Annotated in this window: 24 protein-coding genes and 4 pseudogenes; 15 read left to right on the forward strand and 13 right to left on the reverse strand. The window is 55.2% G+C overall.

Annotated elements, in window-relative coordinates; translation table 11 throughout:
* The first annotated feature begins 609 nt into the window (after positions 1-609).
* The 7 genes and pseudogenes from NGM06_RS20650 (at position 610) to NGM06_RS20680 (ending at position 6,399) form a co-directional block, all read left to right on the forward strand.
* A complete protein-coding gene (locus NGM06_RS20650; protein ID WP_254270603.1) occupies positions 610-1,245 on the forward strand; it encodes a DUF1989 domain-containing protein in 636 nt (211 codons plus the stop codon).
* A 177-nt stretch (positions 1,246-1,422) separates the two neighbouring features.
* A pseudogene (locus tag NGM06_RS20655) lies at positions 1,423-2,051 on the forward strand (YqcI/YcgG family protein).
* Between the two features lie 175 nt (positions 2,052-2,226).
* Positions 2,227-2,571: a winged helix-turn-helix domain-containing protein gene (locus tag NGM06_RS20660; protein WP_254270605.1), complete on the forward strand. Its 345-nt coding sequence runs from the start codon at positions 2,227-2,229 to the stop codon at positions 2,569-2,571.
* A gap of 470 nt (positions 2,572-3,041) precedes the next feature.
* On the forward strand, positions 3,042-4,262 hold the full coding sequence (locus NGM06_RS20665) for an ATP-binding protein (RefSeq protein WP_254270613.1): 1,221 nt from the start codon (positions 3,042-3,044) through the stop codon (positions 4,260-4,262).
* Positions 4,259-5,515: a DUF6414 family protein gene (locus NGM06_RS20670; RefSeq protein ID WP_254270614.1), complete on the forward strand. Its 1,257-nt coding sequence runs from the start codon at positions 4,259-4,261 to the stop codon at positions 5,513-5,515. The genes NGM06_RS20665 and NGM06_RS20670 overlap by 4 nt, the downstream gene beginning before the upstream one ends.
* 139 nt (positions 5,516-5,654) lie before the next feature.
* Positions 5,655-5,962: pseudogene (locus tag NGM06_RS20675) on the forward strand (AbrB/MazE/SpoVT family DNA-binding domain-containing protein).
* On the forward strand, positions 5,959-6,399 hold the full coding sequence (locus tag NGM06_RS20680) for a PIN domain-containing protein (RefSeq protein WP_254270615.1): 441 nt from the start codon (positions 5,959-5,961) through the stop codon (positions 6,397-6,399). The pseudogene NGM06_RS20675 and the gene NGM06_RS20680 overlap by 4 nt, the downstream one beginning before the upstream one ends.
* Before the next feature lie 639 nt (positions 6,400-7,038).
* Here the strand turns inward: NGM06_RS20680 and NGM06_RS20685 are convergent.
* From NGM06_RS20685 to NGM06_RS20695, 3 genes are all read right to left on the reverse strand, one after another.
* Complete coding sequence (locus NGM06_RS20685; protein ID WP_254270616.1) at positions 7,039-9,105, reverse strand: hypothetical protein; 2,067 nt, start codon at positions 9,103-9,105, stop codon at positions 7,039-7,041.
* Positions 9,106-9,107: 2 nt separating this feature from the next.
* A complete protein-coding gene (locus NGM06_RS20690) occupies positions 9,108-9,782 on the reverse strand; it encodes a DUF7504 family protein (protein ID WP_254270617.1) in 675 nt (224 codons plus the stop codon).
* Positions 9,783-10,210: 428 nt separating this feature from the next.
* Positions 10,211-11,587 carry a PD-(D/E)XK nuclease family protein gene (locus NGM06_RS20695; protein WP_254270618.1) on the reverse strand — a complete coding sequence of 459 codons (1,377 nt, stop codon included), beginning with the start codon at positions 11,585-11,587 and terminating at the stop codon, positions 10,211-10,213.
* A gap of 297 nt (positions 11,588-11,884) precedes the next feature.
* Here NGM06_RS20695 and NGM06_RS20700 point away from each other — a divergent pair, with 297 nt between their 5' ends.
* Together NGM06_RS20700 and NGM06_RS20705 are read left to right on the forward strand one after the other, a co-directional pair.
* A complete protein-coding gene (locus tag NGM06_RS20700) occupies positions 11,885-12,091 on the forward strand; it encodes a hypothetical protein (protein WP_254270619.1) in 207 nt (68 codons plus the stop codon).
* Positions 12,092-12,136: 45 nt separating this feature from the next.
* On the forward strand, positions 12,137-12,439 hold the full coding sequence (locus NGM06_RS20705; protein ID WP_254270620.1) for a DUF8011 family protein: 303 nt from the start codon (positions 12,137-12,139) through the stop codon (positions 12,437-12,439).
* Positions 12,440-12,693: 254 nt separating this feature from the next.
* Here NGM06_RS20705 and NGM06_RS24375 read toward each other — a convergent pair whose 3' ends face one another.
* Entirely contained in the window at positions 12,694-13,107 is a 414-nt protein-coding gene (locus NGM06_RS24375) for a winged helix DNA-binding protein (protein WP_368408910.1), read from the reverse strand.
* A 26-nt stretch (positions 13,108-13,133) separates the two neighbouring features.
* Here NGM06_RS24375 and NGM06_RS20710 point away from each other — a divergent pair, with 26 nt between their 5' ends.
* Positions 13,134-13,868: a DUF7504 family protein gene (locus NGM06_RS20710; RefSeq protein ID WP_248653220.1), complete on the forward strand. Its 735-nt coding sequence runs from the start codon at positions 13,134-13,136 to the stop codon at positions 13,866-13,868.
* A gap of 391 nt (positions 13,869-14,259) precedes the next feature.
* Here the strand turns inward: NGM06_RS20710 and NGM06_RS20715 are convergent, their stop codons facing one another.
* Entirely contained in the window at positions 14,260-15,075 is an 816-nt protein-coding gene (locus tag NGM06_RS20715; RefSeq protein WP_254270621.1) for an IS5-like element ISNamo1 family transposase, read from the reverse strand.
* A gap of 289 nt (positions 15,076-15,364) precedes the next feature.
* Between NGM06_RS20715 and NGM06_RS20720 the strand changes: the two genes are divergently transcribed.
* Positions 15,365-17,230, forward strand: coding sequence for a hypothetical protein (locus tag NGM06_RS20720; RefSeq protein ID WP_254270622.1), 1,866 nt, complete (start codon positions 15,365-15,367; stop codon positions 17,228-17,230).
* Here NGM06_RS20720 and NGM06_RS24485 read toward each other — a convergent pair.
* From NGM06_RS24485 to NGM06_RS20740, 5 genes and pseudogenes are all read right to left on the reverse strand, one after another.
* Complete coding sequence (locus NGM06_RS24485) at positions 17,227-17,361, reverse strand: DUF7503 family protein (RefSeq protein WP_438267638.1); 135 nt, start codon at positions 17,359-17,361, stop codon at positions 17,227-17,229. The genes NGM06_RS20720 and NGM06_RS24485 overlap by 4 nt on opposite strands.
* A 744-nt stretch (positions 17,362-18,105) precedes the next feature.
* Entirely contained in the window at positions 18,106-19,008 is a 903-nt protein-coding gene (locus tag NGM06_RS20725) for a DUF8008 family protein (RefSeq protein ID WP_254270623.1), read from the reverse strand.
* An 87-nt stretch (positions 19,009-19,095) separates the two neighbouring features.
* Positions 19,096-19,476 (reverse strand): helix-turn-helix transcriptional regulator, encoded by a 381-nt coding sequence (locus tag NGM06_RS20730; RefSeq protein WP_254270624.1) that lies wholly within the window; start codon positions 19,474-19,476, stop codon positions 19,096-19,098.
* A gap of 388 nt (positions 19,477-19,864) precedes the next feature.
* Positions 19,865-20,239 (reverse strand): annotated as a pseudogene (locus tag NGM06_RS20735) (DUF6166 domain-containing protein); the annotation flags it as partial.
* Positions 20,240-20,535: 296 nt separating this feature from the next.
* A complete protein-coding gene (locus tag NGM06_RS20740; RefSeq protein ID WP_254270625.1) occupies positions 20,536-21,024 on the reverse strand; it encodes a DUF7995 family protein in 489 nt (162 codons plus the stop codon).
* A gap of 1,112 nt (positions 21,025-22,136) precedes the next feature.
* Between NGM06_RS20740 and NGM06_RS20745 the strand changes: the two genes are divergently transcribed.
* On the forward strand, positions 22,137-22,355 hold the full coding sequence (locus NGM06_RS20745) for a hypothetical protein (RefSeq protein ID WP_254270626.1): 219 nt from the start codon (positions 22,137-22,139) through the stop codon (positions 22,353-22,355).
* Between the two features lie 169 nt (positions 22,356-22,524).
* Here the strand turns inward: NGM06_RS20745 and NGM06_RS20750 are convergent.
* A pseudogene (locus tag NGM06_RS20750) lies at positions 22,525-22,895 on the reverse strand (CBS domain-containing protein).
* Positions 22,896-23,039: 144 nt separating this feature from the next.
* On the opposite strand from NGM06_RS20750, the gene NGM06_RS24225 reads away from it, so the two are divergent.
* Positions 23,040-23,171, forward strand: a complete 132-nt coding sequence (locus NGM06_RS24225) for a hypothetical protein (RefSeq protein WP_256568015.1) — start codon at positions 23,040-23,042, stop codon at positions 23,169-23,171.
* A gap of 528 nt (positions 23,172-23,699) precedes the next feature.
* Here the strand turns inward: NGM06_RS24225 and NGM06_RS24380 are convergent.
* Complete coding sequence (locus NGM06_RS24380; protein WP_368410517.1) at positions 23,700-23,867, reverse strand: hypothetical protein; 168 nt, start codon at positions 23,865-23,867, stop codon at positions 23,700-23,702.
* A gap of 60 nt (positions 23,868-23,927) precedes the next feature.
* Between NGM06_RS24380 and NGM06_RS20760 the strand changes: the two genes are divergently transcribed.
* Positions 23,928-24,206 carry a winged helix-turn-helix domain-containing protein gene (locus tag NGM06_RS20760; RefSeq protein WP_254270627.1) on the forward strand — a complete coding sequence of 93 codons (279 nt, stop codon included), beginning with the start codon at positions 23,928-23,930 and terminating at the stop codon, positions 24,204-24,206.
* A gap of 343 nt (positions 24,207-24,549) precedes the next feature.
* Positions 24,550-25,410, forward strand: a complete 861-nt coding sequence (locus tag NGM06_RS20765; RefSeq protein ID WP_254270628.1) for a hypothetical protein — start codon at positions 24,550-24,552, stop codon at positions 25,408-25,410.
* A gap of 14 nt (positions 25,411-25,424) precedes the next feature.
* On the opposite strand, the gene NGM06_RS20770 is transcribed toward NGM06_RS20765, so the two are convergent.
* Positions 25,425-25,937, reverse strand: a complete 513-nt coding sequence (locus tag NGM06_RS20770; protein ID WP_254270629.1) for a macro domain-containing protein — start codon at positions 25,935-25,937, stop codon at positions 25,425-25,427.
* Between the last annotated feature and the right edge of the window lie 40 nt (positions 25,938-25,977).

The raw sequence follows: 25,977 nt of genomic DNA on the forward strand, positions 1-25,977 counted from the left end.
CCTGAAGAGTGACCAGAAACGGACCTGACTGGCGACGTTGGCCCGCTGACGAAGACCTACGGCCATCCAGCACGACTCAGAATCGTTGAGACGGCGCTCGCCCATCCCGACCAAGCTTTCAACGTCCGTGAACTCGCCACTGAGTCCGACCTCGCTGTCTTAGATGCTCCCGCACTCTGGATGCGGGCAAGCGTATTCTCCGCAACTGCAAGCGAATCTACAGCTTCCATTTCGGGTCGCTCGCCTCAGGAAGGGAACAGTCTGCTTGAGATAAGAGAGCATCCGTTTCTATAGTCCCGTCCAATGCAGTCAGTGAAACCATGGTTCGGTGTAACCACTTGGTCAGGCGTCAACGCCAGCGCTTGCCGAGAATTGCACACGTCTTGCGAACCCCTGTGTGTACAATGGTCTCGACTGAGTGCGAACTGACCCGCCGACCGGCCTGATTGAGTCGGATCTTCGACCCTTCTTTAAATACTCATCCTGTTCCAGCAGGTCGAAAAGAACTAGGATTCCGAGTGGGCGTGTGTACAAATATGCGGCTTAGGATGAACGACCGACGCGACCGGCGGGCGGTGATTTTTCACTCAGGCGACCGTCGGCTCATTCGTGGAGACCCATCGAATCCCACCGAAGAGCGGGAGTGCGTTCGGGGTCACCGCCGGGGAGACGTTTGAGGTCGTCACGCCGGAATCGCGACAGGTCGCCGACCTCGTGGCGTTCGTCCGCGACGACCCCGCGGAGAGGTTCGCCCAGTCGTACACCCGCGACTGCAACGGTAAACTCCGCATCTCGACCGGAGACGCGCTCTACACGACGGCGGGCGAGAAGTTGCTTACCATCACCGAAGACGACTGCGGCGTCCACGACATCATGTTCGGCCCCTGCACCGACTGGATGCTCACCGACCGCCCGACCAGCGAGGGGTATCAGAACGAACCCGGCGGCTGTCGGGAAAACCTCTCGCTGGCGCTCGACGCCTACGGCCTCGACACATCGGTCCCCGATACGATGAACCTCTTCCAGCACTCGACGGTCACCGATCAAGTGTATTTCGACGTGCGCGAGAGTCCCGCCGAGGCTGGCGACGCGGTGACGTTCCAAGCAGAGCGGGACGCGATAGTCGCGGTCTCGGCGTGTTCGGCGAAGGGCGTCGCCAGCGGAACCACGCTCACGCCCATCGACCTACGAACCCCCGACGGAACCGTTGTCGACCTCGCTTCCGTCCACGACGACCGGCCGTAAGCCATCGTCCTCGCGGCCCGGTTCGACGGGCAGGGAGTTTAATCAGTCGCCTACTCTAGTACGGTTGTGAGCAGTCTTCAGACGAAATTTCAGATCGAGTCCGCCATCGACGACGGACTCGCGGAGTGGAAGACCCACCGCTACCGCGCGTTTCACGAGACGATGACCGACGAGGAGATGCCGTATCCCTGCTACTTCGCAGTCGACGCCCACCAAGAAGGCGACCTCCGGTACCTGTTCGCGCCCGCCGCGACCACGGAGGCCGGGAAGAAAACGGTCGCCGACGGACTCGCGGACTACCTCGACGAAGCGCCGGACATCGCCGACGTCACCGCGCTGCCATCTTCTTCGAACCGCAGGAGGAAGAACACTCGGTCGCGGAGTACCGAGACGAGGTTTGGGAGCTTCTCGCGTACCTCCACCGTCACGACCCGGAGCCGTGGCCCGAGGACGTACCGAGCGACCCCACCGACACCAAATGGGAGTTCTGTTACGCTGGCGAACCGATGTTCGTGGTGGCCCGCACGCCAGCCTACGAGCGTCGTCACAGCAGGTACACGCCCCACGGTCTCGAACTCACGGTGCAGCCGAGGTGGGTGTTCGACGGACTCGGGGGTGACACCGAGGCGGGTCAACGCGCCCGCCGAATCATCCGCGAGCAACTCGCCGACTACGACGACGTTCCTCGACACCCGGACATCGGCGACTACGGCGACCCGGACGTCCACGAGTGGGAGCAGTACGTGCTTCCGGACTCGAACGACGAGCGGTTTGACGAGTTTCCCGTCTCCGACTGGACCGCCTGACGTGCCTTTGGATGAGGGATTTGTATGCCCGTCCACTTTTGGTAGTGAACAATGGCTCTCGCCTGTACTCGTCCCCGAGGTGGCCGCTACCGACGCTATCTCCAACTCCAGCAGTCTCTTCGACCCTCGGTAGGAGAACCCAAGGTTTAGTCGCGGTGAGTGACCAGAAACGGATATGACTGGTGACGCTGGCCCGCTAACGAAGACCTACGGCCATCCAGCACGACTCAGAATCGTTGAGACCGCGCTCGCCCATCCCGACCAAGCGTTCAACGTCCGAGAACTCGCCACTGAGTCCGACCTCGACGAGTCAACCGTCCATCAACACAAAGACTTCCTCGTTGATCTCGGCATCCTTGACCGCGTTTCCCTCGGCCGCATCGACGGCTACCAATTAGCCGACTCGGAGCTTGCTCGGGTCGGTCAAGAATGGCGAAACCTCCATCACGACCGACTCAACGCCCTCGAGAACGACACCGAAACCGCCATCGAAGACTTCTACGGCGTTGCAAAACCATAGCGCGCAGTCCCTCCACTCAGTAAGGAAACACCCCAACCGAACAAGTACACCCAATACATCGTTCCAGACGTACCCGAGTAGGGTTGAAGCACGCGCCGGACGACGAACTGGTAGGTACTGTCGAGTTCCAGACGCACCCGAGTAGGGCTGAGGCCACATCATCGGCACGTGCCCGTGGGTTCTGGGCGGTCCCATCCAGTTTATACACGGTTCTGAGCCAACGGACTCGGTGTCGTTGGTTCCTGTATCGCTTATTTTTTCAAATTTGGGTTCAGAGCGTGTTTCGTCGAGCGCGCGGCCCATCCAACTGCTGGATGGGGGTCGCTTCTGTCGTGCCTTCTCTAATGGTCGACGGTGGAAAAGCAGAAAATCAATCGGCGATTGAGATTGAATAGTAATGTTGGAACTCTTTGAAGGAAGCTATCTCCGCTTGGAAGGTTTTTATATACAAGGGTGTGAAAAGCCATCAAATGCCCGACGACTATGCAGGACTGGTCATTGAACGCCTTTCCGATACAGAGCTTCTCGTAGTAAGGCGGATGGGTAGCGAAGTGCGAGTGGCGAATTTCGTCCCTCACGAATCAGAATACGACTCGGTTCAACTGGGCGATGTCGTTGAGATAGAAGCGCAACAAACCGGTGATGACCGCGCTATCGATATAGATTCTCGAAACGGATTTTCTTCTGGTAACATCGCAGCTGTCGTTGAGGATACATTTGATGGAATAGCTATCGTTCGACATAATCAAGGCCTCTCAACGGTAACCCGTGTTCCTGAAGACGTCAACGAGGGCGAAACGATAGCCGTCACTGGCGCATGGACGTATCATGACACCCTTTCACCCAGCCCACCTAATATAGACGATCTTACTTCTGAATCAGATACTGACACTGACGACTATGAATGGCGATATGACGGTGACATTACCGTTACGTTAGACGATCTCGGTGGTCTTGACCATGTCAAGCGTACACTCAGAGAACAGGTTATTCGGCCGCTTTCCGACGAAAACGACGGGCTACGGAATACTCTTAATATCACGCTCTCTCAAGGGCTACTCTTTCATGGACCTGCGGGAACGGGGAAAACTCGAACTGCAAAGGCGGTAACTAACCATGTTGACGGTGATCTCTTTATCGTTGACGGTCCAGAACTTGTTAGTAAGTACTACGGTGAGACCGAACGCCAAATCCGGGATGTGTTTCAGGAAGCCGAGCAAGCTGCAGACGATACTGGGAACGTGAGTATTATTTTCTTTGATGAACTTGATAGCATGGCTCCATCCCGCGGACAGGCGGACGAGACTGAGCGTCGAATAGTCGCCCAATTGCTCTCCGAACTAGACGGATTCGACGAACGCGGTGATATCATTGTTATCGGTGCAACCAATCTCGTCGATGAGATTGACCAAGCAATACTTCGCCCTGGACGGTTCGATACTCAGCTGAAGTTCTCTAAACCTGAATTGGAAGCCCGTAAAGATATCCTCCAGATTAGCCTCAATGAGACACCTATCTCTGATGACGTAAATATCTCTGATATCGCTAAGAAAACTGATGACTTCTCGGGTGCTGATTTGGCTGCTGTCGTCAAGCAAGCAAAATATCTAGCACTTCGAGACGGAACAGATACCGTCCGAATGGAACACTTTAGCATAAGTGTAGCCCGCCGAGCGGAGGCACAAACATGAATCTCTCTGGACTCCGGAACTATTGGCGACAATGGTGGTTCGGACAAGCATCGGGCGACCCTTCAAGCGAAGATGGCCATCAGTTCCCGCAACTTCGTGAATTCGTCTATATTGATCAACGAAGTGTTCGAAGCCTCCTGGCGTCGACGGATTCTGGGCGAGTTGCAGCCGAACAGACAAACCGTGAGAGCAACGTCAACACGAGCAAACACAATGCAAACGCTGGCGCAGGTGCTAGGCCTGTAAACGTTAGTGCAGGGACGAAACGCATCTCAAAGGAGAGTACTGAGACAGAGAACGTGTACTCGTTTGATTTAATTCAGTCGAAGTTCACACGTCTCTACGAACATGAGAAGATTGTGCCAAAGATTTCGCTTGCTCAAGACAATACATATGACTTACAGAATAGCCTTGGGCTATCGGAGTTAAATCGTGGGGCTGTTCTAGAAATTCGCGGGATTATCCGACTTCACCCCTTGTACAGAGTGTACCGAGCTATCGAGTACATCAACACTGCTGCTCCCGAGGAAAGTATCATAGCTCAGGAAGACTTACAAGTCATTGAAGAAAGCCTTGGTGACAAGATTCCTGTTGAGATTGAAGTTGATGGCCTCTCGTTGGACGACGGTGGAAATATTCGCAGGGATTCTGAGGGAGATACATTCAATATTGTGACGTTACTTGATGAAACAGAGTTATGGACTGAGCCCATCCAGACATTGGCATCCAGTAAGCAGTTCCGGGTATTCTGTCGCGTTGAAGCTGTCCAGTCCAATTGGTATCCGATGAAGCTGGTTCGGGTGTTAGAGAGTATTTCGGACGATCTTGCTGAAGAATACAATACAGAACTTGAAGGTCGGTTGCAGGCGGCAATAGATGCCTTTGAAGCAAGTGTTGAGGCGTCGAGTAAGACATCGGAAGTTGACGAGCAGAAAGTTCAGAATTTCGTGGAGTTCCTTGTTGAGAAAGCCAATACCTCTGTCAATGATGACCAAGTAGATGAAGTCGTAGATAGGGCAATCAATGCGTACTCACCAGAAGCGATAGTCGCATTTGAGCAGGAGGTTGAACTCCTGAAAGAGACGTATAAAGCATTTACGGAGGTTTTGTCTGAGAATTTTTTCTCGGATAATCCTTCTTCTCTACGGTCGGAATTCCATCAAAACCAAACCTCTCAGCCACAGTCTACTGACTATTCAGAACGGGACTTCACGGCGCACTTAGAAGTGAACGTTATCGGAATCTATTGGTGAATAGTATTCTGTTTTTCTTCAGCGTCTGATTTTTGAGCGGAGCGATGGGAGCGTGATTCGAGACTTCTGTACAAATGTTTGTTTGCTATGCTCTCGCCGACACCTTTAGTAATACTGGAAACCCTATGTACAACTAAGAATGACAAGTAACACTCGGAACCCTGAAATCGTACGTGTCTCCCAGAAGGGCCAAGCGACGATTCCGAAAGCCCTCCGGGAGAAGTTCGGTATCGAGACGCCCGGTGAGGTGTTCGTCTACGAGGAAGGCGACTGCATCGTCATTGAGCCTATCCCCTCGCTTGATGAACTCCACGGTATCCACGCTGGCGACCACGAAGCGGGCGAGGTGCTGAGAAGGTGCGCGAGTTGAAGGACGATGAGCAACGTCGCGAGGAGGAGCGCGCGGAGCGCCTCCGACCGTCTGCTGACGAGAACGGTGACGAATGACCGACGCGTACGTCTTCGACACCGAAGCCCTCATCGCATTTCTCTATGACGAACCCGGCCACGAGATCGTCGCTGACCTGCTGGCCGACGTCTTCGAGACCGCCGCCGAGGGCTATCTCGCCGAGGCGAACGCCAGTGAAGTATTCTATCTCGTCGCCCGTTTCGAGGGAACTGACGACGATACGCCGACTGACGCATCGCTCCTTGCGGCCGACCGAGACCTCCGTGCCCTCGAGCGTCGTGGCCTAGGCATCGAGCGGGCGGACTGGCGGCTCGCTGGCGAACTGAAGGCCGATGGTCATATCTCGCTCGCCGACGCTCACGCGGTTGCGCTGGCCCACGAACGGGATGCAACGCTCGTCGCTGGAGCAGACGATGATTTCGAGGACCTTCCAATAGATATCGAACTACTCCGCTTCCGAGATCAGGGTGTTTGAGAATCGATTCCCTCGTTCCAAACTCAGAGACAGAGATTTTACGTCGTCCTCAACAATCCGTCTGTATGCCCTTACTGCAATTCTCCCCTTCTCCGTCTTTTTAGATAGCTCCGCTGTAACTACGCAGTCTTCTCACATCATCACGCTCTCGCTCAACTCGATAATCTCCTGCCGCAACTGTCTCGGCTATGGTCCAAGGTCAACGGAGACCGTCACGTTGAGACCGTCAGTATATGCGAGGCGACCGCGTCCAGCCAATCGAAGACTCCTCGGACGCTATCGACGTCGACGACTACAACTCAGAAGGAAAGCGGATTCACCTCGTTCCAGACGCACCCGAGTAGGGTTGAAGCGGTCTGCGACCTTCTCGGAGCGGACGTACCCGCACCGTTCCAGACGCACCGAGTAGATTTGGGTAATTCGGTGAAGGTGGTCACCAACTGCTGTCAAATTCCATATTTCATGCATTAATAGTATTACAGTAGGTGAGTATACTCCGCCTGCAATGCAATCGAAACTAGCCACCCTCGGACGGAACCACCCAAAGGTAACCAGTACAGTATTCACAGCGTTCCTTCTGGCAGGGCAATTCCTGCTGGCCACCGACATCAGCCCACTAGGAGAGGCACACCCCGGCCCCTAAATCAAATCAGACGCTGAAATTTCGTCGCTCCAATATCGTTCTCCGTTGCAATCGACCGCCGCCAGATTTCCATCCAAGATTTCGTCCAGTGTAGATTCTGAGAGATCAAAGGTATCCAGTTCGCCACTTGCGACGTAGTGCGTTTCTGGGTCAATGCGTGATTTGTAGGCTGATCCGAGTCCGTGGCTTGGTGTTGCGAACGCGTTTACTTCCGTTTTGAATACGTCGTTGTCGATGTTTGTGATGCGCAAATGGAGTGGGGTGCCACCTTCGCAGTGGCAGAGTGAGAGGGTGGCGTTGCCGATGGTGAGCCAGTTGGTGCCGGAGAGGAGGTGGGTTTGGAGGACGGTGGTGCTGGTGTGGAGGGTGTGGCCTGCGGCGAGGAGGCGGGCGAGTTGGGTGCCTGCGCGTGTGGCGACGGTGTCGGCGACGTCGGAGAGTGTGATGATTCCGCCGAGGCTTCCGGCCTCGACGAGGTGGAGGCCTTGCTCGTGGGAGTCGCACGCGTTCAAGAGGAATGCTTTCACCGAAACATTCGAAAGCACCTCTGTGTCAAGGTGGCCGTCTGGACAAACAATACCGTCGTCGGTGACGTGGCCGATGTAGTGGAGGAAGTCCGCATCCTGGTCGAGCAATGCTCGTAACTCTCCCGTTTCAACATCGGTGTGGACGGTGATGTCGAATTGGTGGCGTTCGTTCAACTGGTAGTACTCCGAGACAGCGCGCTCGGCCTGCATCGCGGGGTCGTTGCAGACGACGTAAATCTGGATCGGCGACGGGTCTGGGTCAACGTCGAGACTGCGGTGGAGCGACCCAGACGTGAGTTTGTTCACGCCAACCGGCACCCCATCTCCGACCCATGCCCGACCAACCGTGTCGAACGACACCGGCTCCGGCGTCACAAACCGACTCGACACCTCCTCTGACCCCGAACCAGCGTTGGAGTCGGTGCGTTGGAAGCCCGTAATCACGTCCGGTGTCGGCGTCGCTGACCCCGACTGGTCAGGAGTCGTCCGGACAACGGCTAACTCGTTAGCGAGAAACGGCATCGCGTCGAGACTCGATATAGACGGATCGACATCGACAGTTAACGGCCACGCCGGAATCACATCCGCGACCGCGTCATACGGCACGTCGAGATACTGTTCAAGCCGCACTGCCAGCGGCAGCTCGTAGAGCCAGCCAACATCCACGTCCAACCGCTCCTCCAGTCGGTGGCGTTCATGCAACGCAATCTGGTAGTAGCCCTCCGTCCGCACCACACAGTCCAATACGAACACCTGCCGGAGGACACGCCCAACCTTCCGTTCGTACCCTACACCTCCCTCTAAATCATACGTGAACCCATTCTCCGTCACCAGTTGTGGGTGGGTGCCCGGCACGACCTCCGCGCCGAGATAATACGCCAGCGATACTGCCGGATACACGTACTCGTATTCGGCAGGGACCTCCACCCGAATCCCTGTCTCCGGCCGTTCGATGCCGTCCGGCACCGCAAACACGTCTCCCGTCTCAATCAATGGCGGGTGCCCACGCAACGTCGGAAACGACCGCTCCGGCGATGTCGTCTTCAACGCCGACCCCAACAACGACACCGCCCGCATCACATCCTCCGGACGCTCTGGCGTCGTAATCGTTCCCGCTGGCTGGTCATGCAACGACCGCACCCCTACCTGTACAGCAACCACCCCGTCAAACTGAACCACCACCCGCGAATCCTCTCGCGTAACCACCAGCGGACACCCAACCCGCAGATAGAGCTTTGTCGGCGCGCTATTGATTTCGAGCGTCCGCGCCCCCTCAACCCGAAGTCGTCCATCCGACGGGTCGAACGTCTCTGCCAACCCATCCTCGCCATGCAGGTAGATACTCGTCAACTCCGGCACCACCACCCGACTCGTCGACATTTCGACTGCATTCCCAACCGGAAACCGGAACACGTCCGGTGAGACTGACACCGGCTTCACTGGCGACGCCGTCCACAGATCAAACTGTGCGCTCTCAATCGGATCGACAACTCGAACGCCCGGCCTGTCGTCCAACGCCGTCATCGTCGGCTCCATACCTACAACGACACCCACTTCGTCGTGATATCCTCATCGGGAAGATGCCACCGTTGCTCGACACACTCTTGCTGTGACCGCAACTCGATATGTGCATCAAACAGTCCGACATCAAGCAGTTCGCTAGCGCGCGTGCTGTCACCCCGAAACTGGCAGTACAACGTCCCATTCACAAGACCGACGTACTTCGAGACCGCCTGCACAAACCGCCGCACACCACGCCCGTCCGCCCAGTCACAAAACTGGCCGAGCGACTGCACCCCAACCCGAAGATCGTTATCCCCTAACTCGAACTCGTCACTCAAGTCGGTAATCGCGTCGAGAACACCCTCCCGTAGCGTCGCGAGGTCGTCCGCACCACCAGCACGTCCTGCCGATGCAGTACTCCGCGCTTGCTCACCAGTTACCACGCGAACCGAGTCCATAGCTGGCGAGATACCTGCAGGCAGCAGTTGGTCGGGAGTTGAAAGCTGATACGGCGACACCACCACCTGCTTGCACGTCTGATTTCCGAGCGACAGCGACAACTGTTCGGCAAACCCCGCTGCGTCCACTGTTCCAGTGACAAGAATACTGCACCCTGTCTGCTTCAATTCCTCAAGACGCTGTGCAAACACTCGCGCGGTTTCCTGACCACCCCCACGAAACAACTGACAGCTACCACGAGTAAATTTCATATTACAGAATTCAAACTCTATAACTTAACCTTGCATATTCTATTTATCGAATACGCTCGAAGTACTCTCCAACTCGAGTGCGTTGAGACTGCTCATTGACAGCTTCTCCCTCTATCAGCGATCCCAACACGTGGCCGACATCTTTTACTGGATTTGACTCTCACTGCCACTGTTCCAACCTGCACGAACGACAACGGCCTTGTTGAAACCCTCAACCAGTAATAGATTTCAGCAGTGGTGCTGAATACACGTTGTCTATTCAGCACGCGTCAAGATCGAGCAGAGAACAGTAGCAATCGGTCGTGATCGAGACGGTATACTTCCTATTCGAATTATATTCAATCGCCGGGACTTCCTTCGGGGTGTAGTGGCTGGGGCGCCAGGTTTGCTGACCGGCAATTTGCCACTCCCAAAGAACGACCTGTTGGTTACTCCCGTTTCGACAGGGGACCTGAGAACTCACCAGTCGGCGGTTTACCGAACACGTCCTCGTACGATGCTTCAAAAACCGAGTTCATTAGTTTCAGCAGCTGTGAATTCTCACTACAAAACTCGTCGACCGCAGTAGTAACCTGGGCGAAATATGACGAAACCAGGTTCTCTGGATCGAGGTCATAGTTCTTAATGAAGAGCGCGGACGCCCTCCCGAGTTGAATCTCGTCGACGTCCAGTTTCTCTAGTTCCGCACGGATCTCATCCCCGTATTCTTCCGTACACTTCTCGGTGAACACGGCATTGAACGAACCGTCCCCTTCGAAGGTCTGCTTGTGGACTTTGCGTTGCGGTGGCAGCCGCAGCCGGAACGAGAGTTTCTGACTTCGAAGGTGCTCAGTCGTCGGTGGAATCCGGAAGTACAGTGCGATTGTACTGTCCCAGCCAAACGGGTCCTGATCCCAGTACTCCGGCATCAACCCCTGCCACTTCGAGCTGTCGTTCGACCGAATCTTCCACCTAGACCCCGCCATATCGAACTGGTCCCGGATTTTATCCGCCCACCGAGCGGTGAGGTAGTTGCTGACGTCGTCAAAATCGTTCTCGAATTGCCTGTGCGCTTGTTCCACTTGGTGGATGACGTCGTCGTATTCGAAGTATAGTTTGAGACGTTCGGTGAGTTCGTCTTCTTCAGGTGGTGAGTCCATGTTCTCGGTCTCCTGTAACGATTGGATGAAATCAGTGAACTGGATGACACTCCGGTTCGGGTACTGGAACAGCGAGCCCTGGAGTCGGTGGTCGAACGTTTCTGCGATCGCCGCCCAATCAACCGCGTCAAATTCGTCGTCTTCAGGGGGTTCTGCCGCCGCTTTCTTCACGTAGACGTAGGTTGCCTCGTCGAGTTCGTCAACCGTGATTTCGGTAGTGTCGAACCACGTAAATTGCCAACTGTCTGCTGCGGCGTATGTTGGTGTCTGATTCTCGTTCTCGTCGGCGCCGACTTTCAACTCCAGAAATACCGCCCAGTCTGGGTGGTCGTCCAGGGCTTGCCCACTACAGATAACGAGGTCGATACGGCTTTCCGAACTATCGTCTGCGATGTGAACCTCTTCCTCGAGTTCGACGTGTTGGGCGACGTTCAACTTGGGGGTACCAACAACCTCTAAGAACACTTCCAGGAGCGTGTACCCGAAGCCGTGGGGCTTGTGCGGATCTAAGAAGTACTTGAGCGTCTGTTGATACTTTTTCTCCCGTCGCCCGGATAGAAATGAAAATACGCCATACGGCTGTTGGGTTCGGCGATCGAGCTCCAGATACCGGTCGATAAAGTTCTCTATCCGCTCCGTATCCAACTCCAGGATATCCTCACCCATGCTTAACCCTATCTCTCGTGATTTCCATTAAACTACTCCAGGATAAGAATCAGTGCTCAGATCGTTCCGTTTTAGTCGGATACTACGTTCATACCTTCAGACAAAGTTTGGATCAGTTCTCTTCAGCTGAAACACGCAGGAACTCCGTGCTGCATACAAGCACTGTCTTCAGCATCAGTAACCTCTCAAATCCGGAGGGTTTCAACAGAGCCAGAAAATTCCCGAATAGAACTTGGGAGCTGGCCGTACCTATCAACAAACATTATTGCTAAGAGAATACATCTCGTAGTCATCGAAATGGATCTCCTAACGCTTTTAGATTGGCGGGTTCAAGAGGTCGAGGAACTCTACCGCCTTATCGAACACTTCGAAGAACGGGGTCGGGAATTCGACTTCATCCTCTATGCAGGTGACGATCTTGGGAGATTCGTAGACGAGGAAACAAACCACTTCGACCAAGTTGCTGAAATGGCCGACAGTCGATCAACGGACCACGCAGGGTAAACTAGAAAGAAAATGACTTACAGATTGAACGGATACTTGAATGTCATGCGCGCTACAATAAAGAAACGCGTGTTCAGTGAGCCGGACGGCCGTCCCGTGTCGCTCGTCTATTTTGGTCTAGCACTCGTCTTGCTGAGCCAGTACGTATATCTCGTATGGATTCTCACTAGCGAGGATTCAAGCTTTTTTCTACTCATAATGGGGGTCGGATTCACGCTGCAGGGCATCGCCGAATCACGGCCGGAGAGCCAGCGACAGACAGCCGGTGTACTTCGTCTCACGGCGATACTTGTGTACCTGTGTAGCCTCATCGCTACCGTCTTCCTTCCCGGGTTCTTACTCGGATGACCGTCAGAATTGCCCTCGTAATAATTTTCTCTTCCCTGAATAGCACAACTGCGATAAAAGAATCCTCCTCGTGTACGTTCCCCGACCACAAACGCTGTTGGCGGTAGCCCTCCCAGCTCACCCCGTCCGTGTCTACCGCTGGACACCGCTGGAACTGATAGACGTACGAGTAAGCGTACGATGTCACCGCCACGAGGAGCCACCCACAGGGGTGGTCTACACGTCGTGACGGATCCAGTTCGGGGCCGACCGTGCTAGTTTAGGCTAGAGATACGTCCCTCTCGGGTCGTGTTTGGGTCCGACCACCCCGTTATCCGGACACCTCGTCTTCCGGGGCGCGGCGGCTCGGCAGGCAAGTAGGACTCGGGAAAGTCGATGTCGAGCGAGATGGCGTTCCCCACGAACAACTGCGTGAGTACGGTTTTGCCCTCGTCAGTGAGGTCGCACGTAAACCCGCGTGCGTCGTCCGGGTGGTCAGTCTTGGTAACGAGGCCTCGCTCGACTAGCTCATTGAGGCAGGGGGAGAATTGGCCGTCCTCGGTGTTAGTCTGGCCGAGCGCTTCTAATTCTCGATGCAGTTCCTCTCGCCTCGACCGACCGTGGTACTCTCCCAGGCCGTCGTTTAGTCCATCACCTCGCTTGCCGCTAATCTTAATCAAAACATTCATTTATACTGTCTAAATAGAGTGGGGTAATGGTGTCTCAGGAAGCTGATACTGGACTTTCGGACACCAACCGGGAGACGTTCGTCAGAGAACTTCAGGAACTGAAGGAATACGGTTCGTCTCTCCTCGTCGTTGGCGACGTTCCCGACGCGGCGGCGGTGAAAGCCTGTCACTGGATGCTCGGTGATGAGACGGTACAGGACCGGCGTCGGCTCTTCGTCTCGACGTCTCCGGACTTACCGGATATCAGTGAACGACTCTCCACCTCACCCGACCGATTACACCCTGAGACCACCAAACTCGTCACGTGGACAGCTAAATCACGGAGTGCCACCACGGCCTCGCCAGTTCGGCCTCCGCAACTACCGTACGAAGGGGTTGACCCGAGTCACGTCGAGAGTGACAAACTCGCAGAACTCGGCATCGCTATCTCCCGAGAGATTGAGGCGTTCGAGGAGATTGCTGGCGAGCTTTCCCCCTCGGAACTTCGTGTCTGCTTCGACTCTCTCACGGCACTGTCAGCGGAGTACGACCAGCAGAAAGTCCTTCAGTTTCTTCACATCCTGATTGGCCGCATTCAGAGCGTCCGGGGGATGGCGCACTTCCACTTCCCGGTCGAATACGACTCGAAGCACGTCAAGCAGTTCGCTCCCCTCTTCGACGCGACGGTCGAACTCCAAATCGCGGACGGTCAGCCAGAACAGCGGTGGCATCTTCGTGAAGCAGATATTACGTCTGGATGGCTTACTCCGCCCGGCTCGTAGGAAGACAACTGCAATCCCCGCACTTGTCGTTCGTTTATGTTTGGAGGCTTTTGTTTAAGAACCCGATAGTTTTTTGCTACTACTCTGAGAGACGCCTACTGTAATGAACAGTCTGGGTAGCGAACGAGTCGAGTCAACCAGCGAGGATTCGGTTGGTACACTCTCCTTTGCTCTGTTGAACGCAAGACAGCGACAGAATCAGTATTATGACATTAGATTTTTCACGGGTAGCTACGCTCTCTCTGCGGATTCTAAGATCGGACGATTCAATTTTAGCGGCTTTACGCAGTGATCAAAACATCAGTTTCACAGGATACCGCACGAAGGATGAGGTGGACGATGGCGATGCCTCTCCCGGATACGTCCGGAGAAAGGGAGCAGGCGGCGAGCCCTAACTCGCCGCCTGCGTTAGGTTATGTACGATGCACTTGCGCGTGAGCTCCCGGAACTGGCCATGCCAGCTCCGGGAGCGGATCTCGTCGCCGTCGTCCTTCAGCATCGCAAACACTGTCTCACTCATCGACCGCTGGTTGTAGACGTCGTCGTCAATTCTGGCGTTGTGAGCTTTCTTCAGTGCGTTTTGCTCACAGTGTTTGATCACTGGTCGCGTTGACGCGTCACGGCAGGCTTCACGGAGATCGCTCCACGAGTACATCTTGTCAGCCAGCAACTCCTGCAGGTCTTCGGCGTTGCGCCGAAAGACCTGCAGTCCGATATGGCCGTCATAGGCTTTCTTCGTCGTGAAATGAGCGTCCATGATGGCAAGTGAGTCCGTATCAACGAGCAGCGTCGTCTTCATCGCATTGAACGAGTAACCGACTCGATTTCGGTAGTGTGAGCTGGCTTGATCTCGTTGGAAGCCACTGGCATCAATCGACGCAGTGCCCGAAAGCCCCGCCTGCTCCGCTGACTGGCGGAGCAGGCGGCGCAACTCTTTCATCGGAAATTCACCGTCCCAAACGCTGAACGACGAGTAATCAGGAGATTTCTCAAGGCCGAACACATTGAGGATTCCCGGCATCTCGTTCAGGTAATCTTCGAGCTTCCGGAGTGGTTTGTTGATTTCCTCTTTAAGCAGAAGCAGCGCGATTTTCGTGGAGTTAGCGTACCCGTCCGCGCCGTCCGGCGCGGCGGGTACGTCTGGTTCTTCTACGTGGTTCGTGGCAAAGTCTCGAAACGTTTGTGCGAGGGTCTTGAGACGCCCCATATCGCAAGACAGCGTCCAATTCCCCTGAAATCAGCGATATAATCCGCAGACGGCGTCGGCATTCAACGGAGCACTCTCCTTTGATGCCGATTCGGACGGTACCGGTATCACTATCATCGACTCGATCGAACGACAGCGGTACTCGGTTCAAACCTCTTGCCCAGTCACTCCGACACCAGTCGGTGCAGACAACTTTCTCTTTCCTGCGGACAAGGGCATCTCCATTACCACGGGAACGCTCACTCTGCCAACGGTCGTCCCGGTCTACGTACGTGATCAGACGGGTGAGATGCTTGCCGAGGCAGAGCACTTCGCCTACGAGGAGTTCGGGGCTGGAGTCTACAGTATCGAACTCGGTGCACCGATCAAACTCTATCTCCGAGTAAACGATCCGTTCACAGTTGCATCAGATACGGAACGTACTCGACTCGAGTTCGCCGAGGAGACGGAGATACTGTTGGGTGCCCGATCTCATCACGAGAAGCCCGCGGCGACCGTCACCACGACGTCCGACCCGGAAGACATGATGGCGGCCATCTCCACGTTCGGGTCTGCCCTAAAGACAACGAGTTGCGAACGGTCGTACCCGTCACTTCGCGGCCATCCGCCGACTATCGAACTCGGTGAGTCTCTCGATATCCCTGCGGGCCTGGAAGTTCCCGACACCGGAATTCGAATTGAGATTCCAGCGACGCATCAGGCTATCTATGTCGCTGCTCCACTCGCGTACTACCTCGGAGCCAAAGTGGTTGAAGGTGATAGCCCGTGTATCGTTACTGAGACGGGGTTCGAGCACTCGCTTGAGACGACCCGTGGATTCGAGAGAGAAGTCGAACGCGTACTCAAACAAACGTTCTTCCTCGACTGTATCACGCGGACAGAGGGATACTACGAGGTCGATCTGCACGAACGTCGAGCTATCGAATCGAAGGTTGATCTCGACTTTACTGCGCTGTATGACCGACCGCTGGCGGAACAACTCGAAGCGTACTTGGAGGTACCGTTTGCACTTCTCGAAGAGGCGATCCCCGAGTGGAAACTGACCTCCCACGTCGAGCCTATCTCGACGAGTATCGAAGCAATGCCGTTCATCGTCGAGGATTTAGCTGTGGTTCATACCCCACAGGAAACGACGACTGTTGAATCTGTTGAGGAAGCAGAGGCAGTCAGCGATTTCCTCCGAGCAGAATCAGAAGGGCAGGAGACGTTCACCCGGAGTACCGGACAAACAGTACCGACCGAGGATGATTACGTACAGCCGGAATCAACCGATTCGCTCGAACAGACGTGGGTCGGTGAGGGCACACCTGTCGGAGCCAGCAAAGCGACGACCGAGGCGTTCAAGAACCATCTTACCCGGACGCCAACGGAGGGCGATATCGAAATCACGGTCGTCTGCAACGCCTCCGAGATGAACGAGGAAGGTGACGCGGTGAACGCTGGCTACGGGTCACGCGAGGAACTTCCATTCGATGTCACCTTCCACCAGAACCTGACTACTGACGAGTTACGGCAGTTACTGACTTCGGAGACGGACTTCCTCCACTACATCGGTCACATCGACGACGAAGGCTTCGAATGCGCCGACGGGCAGTTTGATGCAACCACGCTCGAGACGGTCGGTGTAGACGCGTTCCTGCTGAATGCGTGCCAGTCGTACCGTCAAGGGATGAAACTGCTAGAAGCAGGGAGTATCGCCGGTGTCGTGACTCTGAGCGACGTGATCAACAGTGGGGCAGTGCGCATCGGTCGGACGATGGCCCGACTGCTCAACGCCGGGTTCCCGCTTCGAGCCGCCCTTAATATTGCCCGTGGTGAGAGTATTATCGGTAGGAAGTATATCGTAGTCGGTGATGGTGGGCTGTCTATCGCTCAACCAGAGAGTGGAACGCCGAATCTCTGCGAGATTGAGCAGGACGGTAATCAATTTACCGTGCGGATGAAAACATATCCTACAAATCAGTATGGGATGGGGAGTCTAGTAATGCCATACGTCGAACAGAATGACGAGTATTTCCTTAGCTCAGGTGTTAAGAAGGAATTCTCGATGCAGGAAGACGAATTATCCCGACTACTAACTCTAGAAGAGATCCCAGTCCGGATGAATGGGAGATTACGATGGAGTTCTGATTTTGCCAATGGGAATATTATCTAGGGTCCACCATGGGTCCCGAGGATTGCTGCGGACGCATTGCCAGTCTGTGTCAGGAGCAGGCAAATGGTAAAGAGGACACCTGCCATTCGAGGATTCTGTGCGATGTAGTCTGAGATGTCGGTCTCGGACATTGCAACCTATACTTTCACCCACACAAATTTGAAACTTTTTGAAAAGTATTATCAAATACAATATGTATTTTAAAGACATTTGATAGTATACAAGTTGTTCATTTAACTGATTATATATATGATGGAGAAAGAGTCGTCGACCACTGTCGTTGCCGCCTGAGCGTGGGCGGTGAAGTCTGAGGCTAGCGCACCCATGCCGACTCCGGTCCCGAGGCTCGTCCCCGTAACACTTGCTAGCCGGAGGTACGACCGCCGGTCGAGCTTGTGAACGGCCTTTTCACCACTGCTTTCGTTCGTGGAATTATGGATATTAACTTAACATAGGCCCCTCATACCATTAGTTAATAATATATTATAATAATAAACTAACATACATTATTATAAGTAGGGAAATTCAGGCGGAGGGGACGAGTCGAGACCGGACGTAACGGTCAGTCTCGGAGACACTCCACGTTCACCACAGCCCGGAGAACAGCACCGTGCACCAGTGCAATCCTCCTCGGGAAGGTTCCGCCCCGGCCACAAACTCTGTTGGCGGTCACTCTCCCAGCCCACCCCCTCCGTATCTACCGCTGGACACCGCTGGAACTGATAGACGTACGAGTAAGCGTACGGTGTCACCGCCACGAGGACCCACCCACACGGGTGGTCTACACGTCGTGACGGATCCAGTTCGGAGCCGACCGTGCTGGTTTGGGCTAGAGATGCATCCCTCTCGGGGCCTATTTTCGACCGGCCACTCCGTTATCCGGCCACCTCATCTGTGGCCGGACCGTCAGTTGCATCAAGTGATGGTTCACCCGGTAGGTCGGCGTCGTCGGTCAACACCACGACGTTCTCCTTGTACGTCAGTCCGTCCGCCGTGCGTTCTTTCTGGGTGGTGATGAGTCGGTGCTTGCTGAGTTCCTGCATGGCGTCAAGGGTGCGCCGGGCGAGTTCTTGCGCGTAGTTCTTCGAGACGCCCTCCTCGTGAGCGCGAATCCAGTCGGCGAGGTCTGACGACTTGAGGTAGACGCGCCAGCCACTACTGCCAGATGTCCAGAGTTGGTAGCGCCCGGGATTATCGCGTTCCCGCCATGCTTTTGCGGCGAGTTCGTCGGGCTTCCGGTTGGTAACGCTCGCTAGCATTTCGGTGTCGTAGCGAGCGAGACGTTGAATCGGGAGGAGGTCGGCCGTGGAGTGAGCGACGTGGCCGCCCCGGCCGAGTGCGTCTTCTTCGCCGGGCAGACGGGCGTACTGGTTGCCGTCGTCCTTGGTGATGCGTTCGACGCGGTCACCATCCACGTCGAGCAGTTCATCCATGATGTTCGCCTCGACGTTGTCGTACGCGAGATGCGCGCCCTTTTCGAGTTCGCGAGATTGGAGTTCTGCAATCATTGCCCGCGTCCCGTTCGCTTTTGCTTCGAGGGCGCTGAGCCGCGCGTCGTGTTCGCCTTCGACCGTCTCCTCTAGCTCTGTAAGTCGGGCCTCGGCCTCGTGGCGCGCGTCGCGCTCTTGGGAGAGTTCGTCGCGGAGGTCCTTGACTTCGCGTTCGAGGTCGCCAATCTGCTCTCGGAGGTCGGCGGTTGCTTGCTGGATTCGCTGTTCGACAAGATTGGCGAGCTGTTCGGGAAGGAGTTCGTCGTCGGTGGGGGTGTCGGTGGTCATGGCTTCTCTGGGGTTGTCGGCAGGGGTGACTGGTGAGCGATACCGCTAGGCGTGCGTGGGCGAGCAGACGAACAGAGGGAGTCTGGGTTATCCGCGGGGTCGCCCGCAGAGTCGGCGGCCGGGCCGTGGCGGCTCGGCAGGCAGGTCTAACTCGGCCACGTCGATGTCGAGCGAGATGGCGTTCCGCACGAACAACTGCGTCAGGACTTCTCGGCCTTCCTCGGTGAGGTCACAGGTGAATCCGCGGGCGTCGTCCGGATGATCGTTCTTGGTAATGAGGGTTCGCTCAACTAGCTCATTGAGGCGGGGGTAGAACTGCCCGCCTTGGGTGTTGGTCTGGCCGAGCGCTTCCAACTCTCGCTTGACGTCCGCGCCGACAGGTGTCTCGGTGGCTTGGTTTGCGCGGTACACCGCCAGCAAGAGGTCGCGTTTGTAGCTCGTCAAGTCGGCTGCTGTTTGGTCGATCATCGACCCTCACCTCTGGAACTGGGAGTGGTACCCTTGGGGATGGTACAGCCACACGGCTGGACCATACACTCAGTGGGGCTATTGGCGGCGATGGCGCGAATTGGTGACCCGCAAGCGGGACACTCGCCGTCCTCCAAAGTCGTCGTACTCATTGGCTGGTCACCTCCTCGTTCGCGCGGCGGATACGGTGACAGAACTGGCAGGGTGCGTACCGCTGCGCTTGTGCCTCGGTGCGCGGGAGTTGTGTGAGACCGTCGTGGTTGACCGGACAGAGCTGGTCGCCGTCTTGGTTGGTTTCGTGGTAGGCGTACGACCGCTGGCCCGTCGTCTCGATGACGAGGACCGCCTCCTGCTCCGGGTAGGGATCGTTCTCGATACGCGCGTCGAGGTCGGACAGTTCACGAAGAGCGTTTTCGATGTCGCTGCCAGTGAGTCGCCAGTACCCTTCAGGATGAGAGCAGTCTAACTGGCTCACGACCTCGTTTTTGAATGCGGTGTAGTGGGCTAGCGAAACATCTTCGTCGCCGGTGTAGTCTAGTAAGAGTGCAAGCGCGAGTTGCGCTGGGCCACTTCCACTATATCCCCAGCTGAAGCCCGAGGGACTGTGGTTCGCCAGTTTGAGACTTGGCTCTGGCGTCACCTCTTGTCCGGGTTGTTTTTCCACAACAGCGCGTCCGCGCCGCCGGTAGCCGACGTAGACGATATCCTGATTCTGGTTTGGCCGTGTCTGTTCAAGCGACTGCGAGTCGATTGTTCCACTCATGGTTCAATTCGAGGGACTACTTCGAGTTCCCCCGCACCCCCTATGGGGTGAAAAACTTACGCGGTCACTCCGTCATGTTTCCTGGCTCGCTCGGGCGCTCAGTAGTGAACGTCTGCTGGCACAATCCAGAACGTATTGCTCTTCGTGATACGGTCGGGATTCTTGACGCGTGCCGGGCAAGCCAGTCGTCATATCTATCGTTACTGCAATTGGAGGGTCGTCCCAGCAGGCTTTGCTAGCGACTGGTGTGCCAGACTCGTCGAATGTCACTTCGACGGTGATGAAATCAGTTAAGATCAGTCTTCATCGGCTAGTGTCGGGATTTTCTCCTCAAACAGTCGATCGAGTGCAGTCCACAGAACCTCTGTTAGAAGTGTTTTCTCGAACTCGGCATGCTCGTGGTCATGTTCGCCCGCTACGGGGTGTTCGTACTGGAACGCATGCCGGGCAAGCCCGTCGTCGCGCATGATCTCCTCATCGCTTAGTTCCTCAAGTGCGTCCCGTACCCGATCGAGATTCCGCTTGAACTCGCTCTTCGTCGCCTCCCACCCACGTTCCAGCAATTTCTGACCATCGTCGGATTCCACAGGAACTGCTACTGGTAGGTCGCCCCACCGGGCCTTCCCAGCGACTGACGTGCCCGACTCGTCAAACGTCACGTAATAATCGAATACAGCATCTGCGTGTAGGCTGGCTCCGACGAGTCGGTCGAACACCGTCTTTCCAGTCGCAAGTGCTTCGTCTCGTGTCGATGCCTCTACTAGCGAGTAAATTACCGTATGCATTGGTTCTCACTTCGGTCTGCCGACGCACACAACTACACGCCGCGCTACTGCTTGGTGCGCCAGCACCCATCGCCGGCGCAGAAAAAACACGGATGGCAAATTGCCCAACCAGGAAGGGTTACAGCCCCCTTCGAAACGGCACTATAGAGTGTCGATGCTTCCACAACGAGATTGACGATATGAAGGAGTATCCACTCAGTATCTGAGGTTGAGTGGACCTCCTTGGAGCCATTGAGGTGATTTATGAGACAGAACCTATACTTGGTCCGACTTGTAGGAACAGTTGCTCCACCGTTGAGCGTGCCAGAACACTGCCTCCCCTTCTGGATCTCTTGTTTGTTAACTCATCAGCCCGAATAGGAACGGAGCTTTGTTTACTGTGGACCCTGTACTCACGCTTGGCGGCGATGACGAATAGTTACCCCACTGAGCCCCTTGTGATGACGATGGCATCTGAGTCGCCACTTTCGGTTCAACGAACGTGCTGTTGAATGGCCCCCTGCCAATTAATACAAGTTGTTCTGTGTACCGGAGTGCTCCTTCGGGAAGACGTGCTGACAGACCGAATACGCCCGATTGCCGTCATTGATAATACACTCAGATTCGCCTCACGCCCAACCACACTCCGGACATTTCGCAATGTTGGACGTCATTCCACGTGGCTGTAGGTCCTTTAACAGGATGTGCCTTGGTACGGCGTGTCGCTTTGTTGGGCTGCTGACGAACCATCAATTGGTGTCTCGGCCCAGCGGAAGAGTCTACTATTGGTGATCGAATTGCCAGGTGGTGCGTTCGACTTGATAGCTTCCGCAGTCAGGACAGACGTGATACTGGAGGTCGAACTCGGATTCACATCGTCGGCACTCATACGCCGACACGGCCTCGGTATCAGAATCCAATAGTGAACAGACATCGTGGACAATTCCCACGGTCTCACCTTGAAGCGGCGCTTCAACGCTAATCGGCTTAAATCTTATATATAATTTCATCAAATACTGGGAACAGACTGGAATGACTTAGATAGCGTACTGTCGACGAACACGGAGTTACAATAGGGGCTGACGTTCATATACATTGAACTCATCTGTCCCAAACACACGGAGTTCCCATAGATGCAACAACCCCTCCCGTCCTATGCAAAGGAGGTCCTGGAAACGCTCAAACCCCATATCACGGCAGCAGATGGTCGACTCCCCATTGACGAGGCGAAGCAACGCATTTCTGACGAGTTCGAACAGGCAACTATTGATGCCGCGTTGGAACAGCTTCTCCAGCGCGGCTACCTGTACGAAGTAAACGGTCAGTTACGAATCACCGAAGATCACATCTGAAGTCCAATTGTAGCGTGTTCCCCGCGGAAATACTGATTCGTGATATTGCTTCGGAATCTCGCAGGACACGGCGAGTACTGTGCCATCACGGTCATTGTAAAGAAAATGGAGCCCGTTACCGGCGGTACTCCGGCGATTGGACTTCAATCGTCTCCGCGACGTTATTGAGTTATTCGCCAATCGTGGCGACCAAATCGTCGAGTATGACAATCCCTGTGAGAGTCCCGTTTTCGTCAACGACTGGAATGCGTCACACGTTCTGCTCGCCAATGATGCGCGAGATCTCGATTCCCTCTGCATCTTTGCGGATCGTGACCGGATCTTCAGTCATCACCTCCTCAGCAGGGACCGACGCAACATCGTTATGCTGGGTGACGGCGAGTGCGATATCACGGTCCGTAACGATGCCGACCGGTTGGTCGTCTTCTGTGATGACTACTGCCCCGACGTTTTCGGATTCCAGTTCTTCTACGATATCCCTAAAGTGCTGTCGCGGGATGCCGTGACCACGTCATCTGGGCCAAGATCGCGTACAGGCATGGTCCTAGAGCGGTAGGATGTCTCTATCATTTAATCCACGGGCCAAGCACGTCCGGAAAGTCTCGCGTCGTTATCCATTCTGCCACCTGCTGAGGCAATTGGAGAACGACAAGAGATATTCCGCCGCGACTCGTAGTTGGGGACGTGACTGGGCTGAGTGCCACGACCAAGGCGACGGATCACCTGGAAGAGGCACTGGATGCAGAAAATGCAGATGACAAAAACTTCCACATTAGACAGGCGCTACAGCTGATCGATGCAGAGACATCCAAGTAAGTCTATTTTGGTTACTAATCGTTCGAAGGATGGGTTTCGGTCTTGTTATTCGATCCGAGTTAGGTCCGGTTCTGCGTCATCACGGCCCCCGTCATAAACTAATTCGTACGTCGCTACCGCCTCAGACGTTTGGATCTCAATTTCCGTGCGTTTCGTCCCTTCTTCAAATGAATAGTGAATCGACAGTTCTACTGGATGGTCAAACGTCTGGACGATTGTATCGATTGCTTCCTGTAGTTCTGCCGCTTTCGGTGACTGCGGTGCACGCTTTTCCGTCATTTGTGCCCTTTTTACTATACTCTCCCCTCACTGTTCCGATTCCACGTCTGAGTCGTAAACCTAGTTAGATTGTCCGTGAAGGAAGAGAACTGCTCGTCTGCGTGTCGAACTTGCGTTTTGTTATTCGAGGTTCGGGACTTCGTCTTCTACACGCCCGGAAAGTTCGACTTCAAGTTCTAGTTCCGGTTCGCCGTCGCCTTCGAACTCGATATCCAACTCGATCGGCCCACCGAACACGAACGGCAACTCTCAGTCGTCACCCGTGATGGTGATCTCGTCGGCATGCCGGAACTGCTCGCCCAATTCGATCAAGAACTCACCAGCGTCCTCTGCACCTATATAGTACTCCTCCTCGAAGTAGCCGTCTGTGATCGTATTCATCTTCGCGTCCTCGTCTTCAGCGGGCACTTCAGGCATGGTTCAGCCGGGAGTTGGTCTTTGACACGGATAAGTACTCTTTGGAAGATTATCTCTACTATGGATTCACTCGAACTTCTCGGGTCGAAGACGCGACTCGACATCCTCCGGGTCCTTTCACGGCGGGATATGTACGTGTCCGAGTTGATGGAGGAAGTCGGGATGGATGGGAAAACAGCCACCCATCACCTCGATGTGTTGGTGGATGCTGGCCTTCTTGTATCGTATACTGAGGGGCGTCGTCGATACTTTTCGCTAGTTCGTGAGGTTCGGTTTGAAGTTTCGCCGTCACCAAATCGCCGGTTTGTCGTCCAGTTTCCAGAACACGAAGAGACGTGACGTTCCTTGAACGCCGGAACGAAACGGTCGGTCCAGACACGTACTGAGGAACTAGCTCACGCGACAGTCACAGGAAGAAGCGTTTAGCTGGTATAGATGTCGATAATATCGTCAAGTGTTTTTTCTGCGTCCTGATCGTCATTGGACTCTGACATGCAGTTATCGTCCGTTTGCGTCTCTTGCTCTGCCACGGTTACGCCGCTCAACTGAGAAGGCATACTACGGGTTATGCGGGCGAACAGTATAATGGTTCAGAATACTTCACCCGTAGATTACCCCACGTCCATGTATCACGGTGCTCACTTCGAGAGGTTTTTATCCGAACTTGTGTGTATTTTCGCGTATGCCGCGGGAGTTCATTTCTGAATACGGCCTCGACCCGGGAGACTACGTTCAACAACTCGTCGATCAATTCCGCGACCGCTGTCCGAAGTTCATCGAACAACCGATTGAGGAAGCGATTTTCGTCAACGACGGTCCCATCGACTATCTCGCCTGGTTTGCGCTCGACGACTACGAACACCACACCTTCTTCTACCACGATGACAACCCGAACCAAGATGTCGTCCGCCGATTTATCTTCCTCTCTCCGTCTGAACAAGAGATGCCGGAGTTTAAGGCGCTCTTGCAGAAGTACTACGGCGTGTACACCGAACTTGAGATTGCGAGACTCCTCGAACTCCGAGATACGTATCGTCCACAGGTCGGTGAGCGCCCACGGCTGAATCTCGGTATCTGTTACAACCCGGAGGACGACCGGGTCGTCTCTGGCGTGAGCGGCATTCCACGCCCGCACGAACAGGACATCTTCGACGACGCTGCCAAAATCGTCCCCGACAAGAACCTGGAGAAGTTCATCACCCGAACGGTCCAAAAAGTCCATACACAAGTCGAGGAGAAAGCCGATCGTCACATGATCTCCGCGGACATTAGAACTGTGTTGGAGGACGATCCAGATTTCAGCTTGGAAACGACGAAACCGCTTCCGAAAGGCATCCACCCGAAGTACACGGAACACGAGGCCGAGCTCTGGCAAAAGCCTGCGTCACGCGTCGAGTACATAGAGGGGTCTCAAGGATTCCTCCAAATCTGGATTCCGACGGACGAAGACGAGATCACGCTCGTGAATGCGACAGCAGGCAAGTACGACCGCAAGGCAATCGTCGATACGATACGGGACAGATTCGAAGCGACAGTTGCCTGAACTGGGCTATCTGCTCACGCGTTCTCTCGGACATCTTCCGCGATCCGTTCAAGTGCCTCGTATTCTCGTTGGGAGTACGCAATGACTCGGACGTCGGACAGCGACGTCGGCTGGTAGTCCCGGATTGTCTCACAGACGCGTCGAGCCCCGTCCTCGAACTCGTAACCAGCGGCTCCTGTCCCGAGGATTGGAATCACGAGCGATTCACACCCGAGCTCATCGGCTTTCGTGAGCGAGTTCTGTGTCGCTTCATGGATGCTCTCCGCCGTCGCTTGGCCGTCTCCGTAGTGAGGCATCGCTGCCGCGTGAATGACGTATTCGGCGCCCAACTCGTATGCGTCAGTGACGGCGACCTCGCCGAGTTCGACAGGGCCCTTCGAGACGGCCTCGTCGTTGATTGGTCCGTTAGCACCCCGACGGAGAGCACCGGCGACCCCACTTCCCATCTGTAGACTGGTCCCTGCGGCGTTCACGAGTGCATCGGCCTCTTGGGCCGCGATATCCCCCTGGGTGACTGTGAACTCCATACGAACACTCTCTGTATCGTTCCCCAAAAACGGGCGGGGG

This window comes from Halorussus aquaticus (genome assembly GCF_024218795.1).
Lineage (GTDB): Archaea > Halobacteriota > Halobacteria > Halobacteriales > Haladaptataceae > Halorussus > Halorussus aquaticus.

Bases quoted from the DNA above. Each gene is read 5' to 3' on its own strand.
- NGM06_RS20660 (WP_254270605.1), top strand. From the start codon at position 2,227: ATGACTGGTGACGCTGGCCCGCTAACGAAGACCTACGGCCATCCAGCA.
- NGM06_RS20665 (WP_254270613.1), top strand. From the start codon at position 3,042: ATGCCCGACGACTATGCAGGACTGGTCATTGAACGCCTTTCCGATACA.
- NGM06_RS20670 (WP_254270614.1), top strand. From the start codon at position 4,259: ATGAATCTCTCTGGACTCCGGAACTATTGGCGACAATGGTGGTTCGGA.
- NGM06_RS20680 (WP_254270615.1), top strand. From the start codon at position 5,959: ATGACCGACGCGTACGTCTTCGACACCGAAGCCCTCATCGCATTTCTC.
- NGM06_RS20685 (WP_254270616.1), bottom strand. From the start codon at position 9,105: ATGGAGCCGACGATGACGGCGTTGGACGACAGGCCGGGCGTTCGAGTT.
- NGM06_RS20690 (WP_254270617.1), bottom strand. From the start codon at position 9,782: ATGAAATTTACTCGTGGTAGCTGTCAGTTGTTTCGTGGGGGTGGTCAG.
- NGM06_RS20695 (WP_254270618.1), bottom strand. From the start codon at position 11,587: ATGGGTGAGGATATCCTGGAGTTGGATACGGAGCGGATAGAGAACTTT.
- NGM06_RS20700 (WP_254270619.1), top strand. From the start codon at position 11,885: ATGGATCTCCTAACGCTTTTAGATTGGCGGGTTCAAGAGGTCGAGGAA.
- NGM06_RS20705 (WP_254270620.1), top strand. From the start codon at position 12,137: ATGCGCGCTACAATAAAGAAACGCGTGTTCAGTGAGCCGGACGGCCGT.
- NGM06_RS24375 (WP_368408910.1), bottom strand. From the start codon at position 13,107: ATGAATGTTTTGATTAAGATTAGCGGCAAGCGAGGTGATGGACTAAAC.
- NGM06_RS20710 (WP_248653220.1), top strand. From the start codon at position 13,134: ATGGTGTCTCAGGAAGCTGATACTGGACTTTCGGACACCAACCGGGAG.
- NGM06_RS20715 (WP_254270621.1), bottom strand. From the start codon at position 15,075: ATGGGGCGTCTCAAGACCCTCGCACAAACGTTTCGAGACTTTGCCACG.
- NGM06_RS20720 (WP_254270622.1), top strand. From the start codon at position 15,365: ATGCTTGCCGAGGCAGAGCACTTCGCCTACGAGGAGTTCGGGGCTGGA.
- NGM06_RS24485 (WP_438267638.1), bottom strand. From the start codon at position 17,361: ATGTCCGAGACCGACATCTCAGACTACATCGCACAGAATCCTCGAATG.
- NGM06_RS20725 (WP_254270623.1), bottom strand. From the start codon at position 19,008: ATGACCACCGACACCCCCACCGACGACGAACTCCTTCCCGAACAGCTC.
- NGM06_RS20730 (WP_254270624.1), bottom strand. From the start codon at position 19,476: ATGATCGACCAAACAGCAGCCGACTTGACGAGCTACAAACGCGACCTC.
- NGM06_RS20740 (WP_254270625.1), bottom strand. From the start codon at position 21,024: ATGCATACGGTAATTTACTCGCTAGTAGAGGCATCGACACGAGACGAA.
- NGM06_RS20745 (WP_254270626.1), top strand. From the start codon at position 22,137: ATGCAACAACCCCTCCCGTCCTATGCAAAGGAGGTCCTGGAAACGCTC.
- NGM06_RS24380 (WP_368410517.1), bottom strand. From the start codon at position 23,867: ATGCCTGAAGTGCCCGCTGAAGACGAGGACGCGAAGATGAATACGATC.
- NGM06_RS20760 (WP_254270627.1), top strand. From the start codon at position 23,928: ATGGATTCACTCGAACTTCTCGGGTCGAAGACGCGACTCGACATCCTC.
- NGM06_RS20765 (WP_254270628.1), top strand. From the start codon at position 24,550: ATGCCGCGGGAGTTCATTTCTGAATACGGCCTCGACCCGGGAGACTAC.
- NGM06_RS20770 (WP_254270629.1), bottom strand. From the start codon at position 25,937: ATGGAGTTCACAGTCACCCAGGGGGATATCGCGGCCCAAGAGGCCGAT.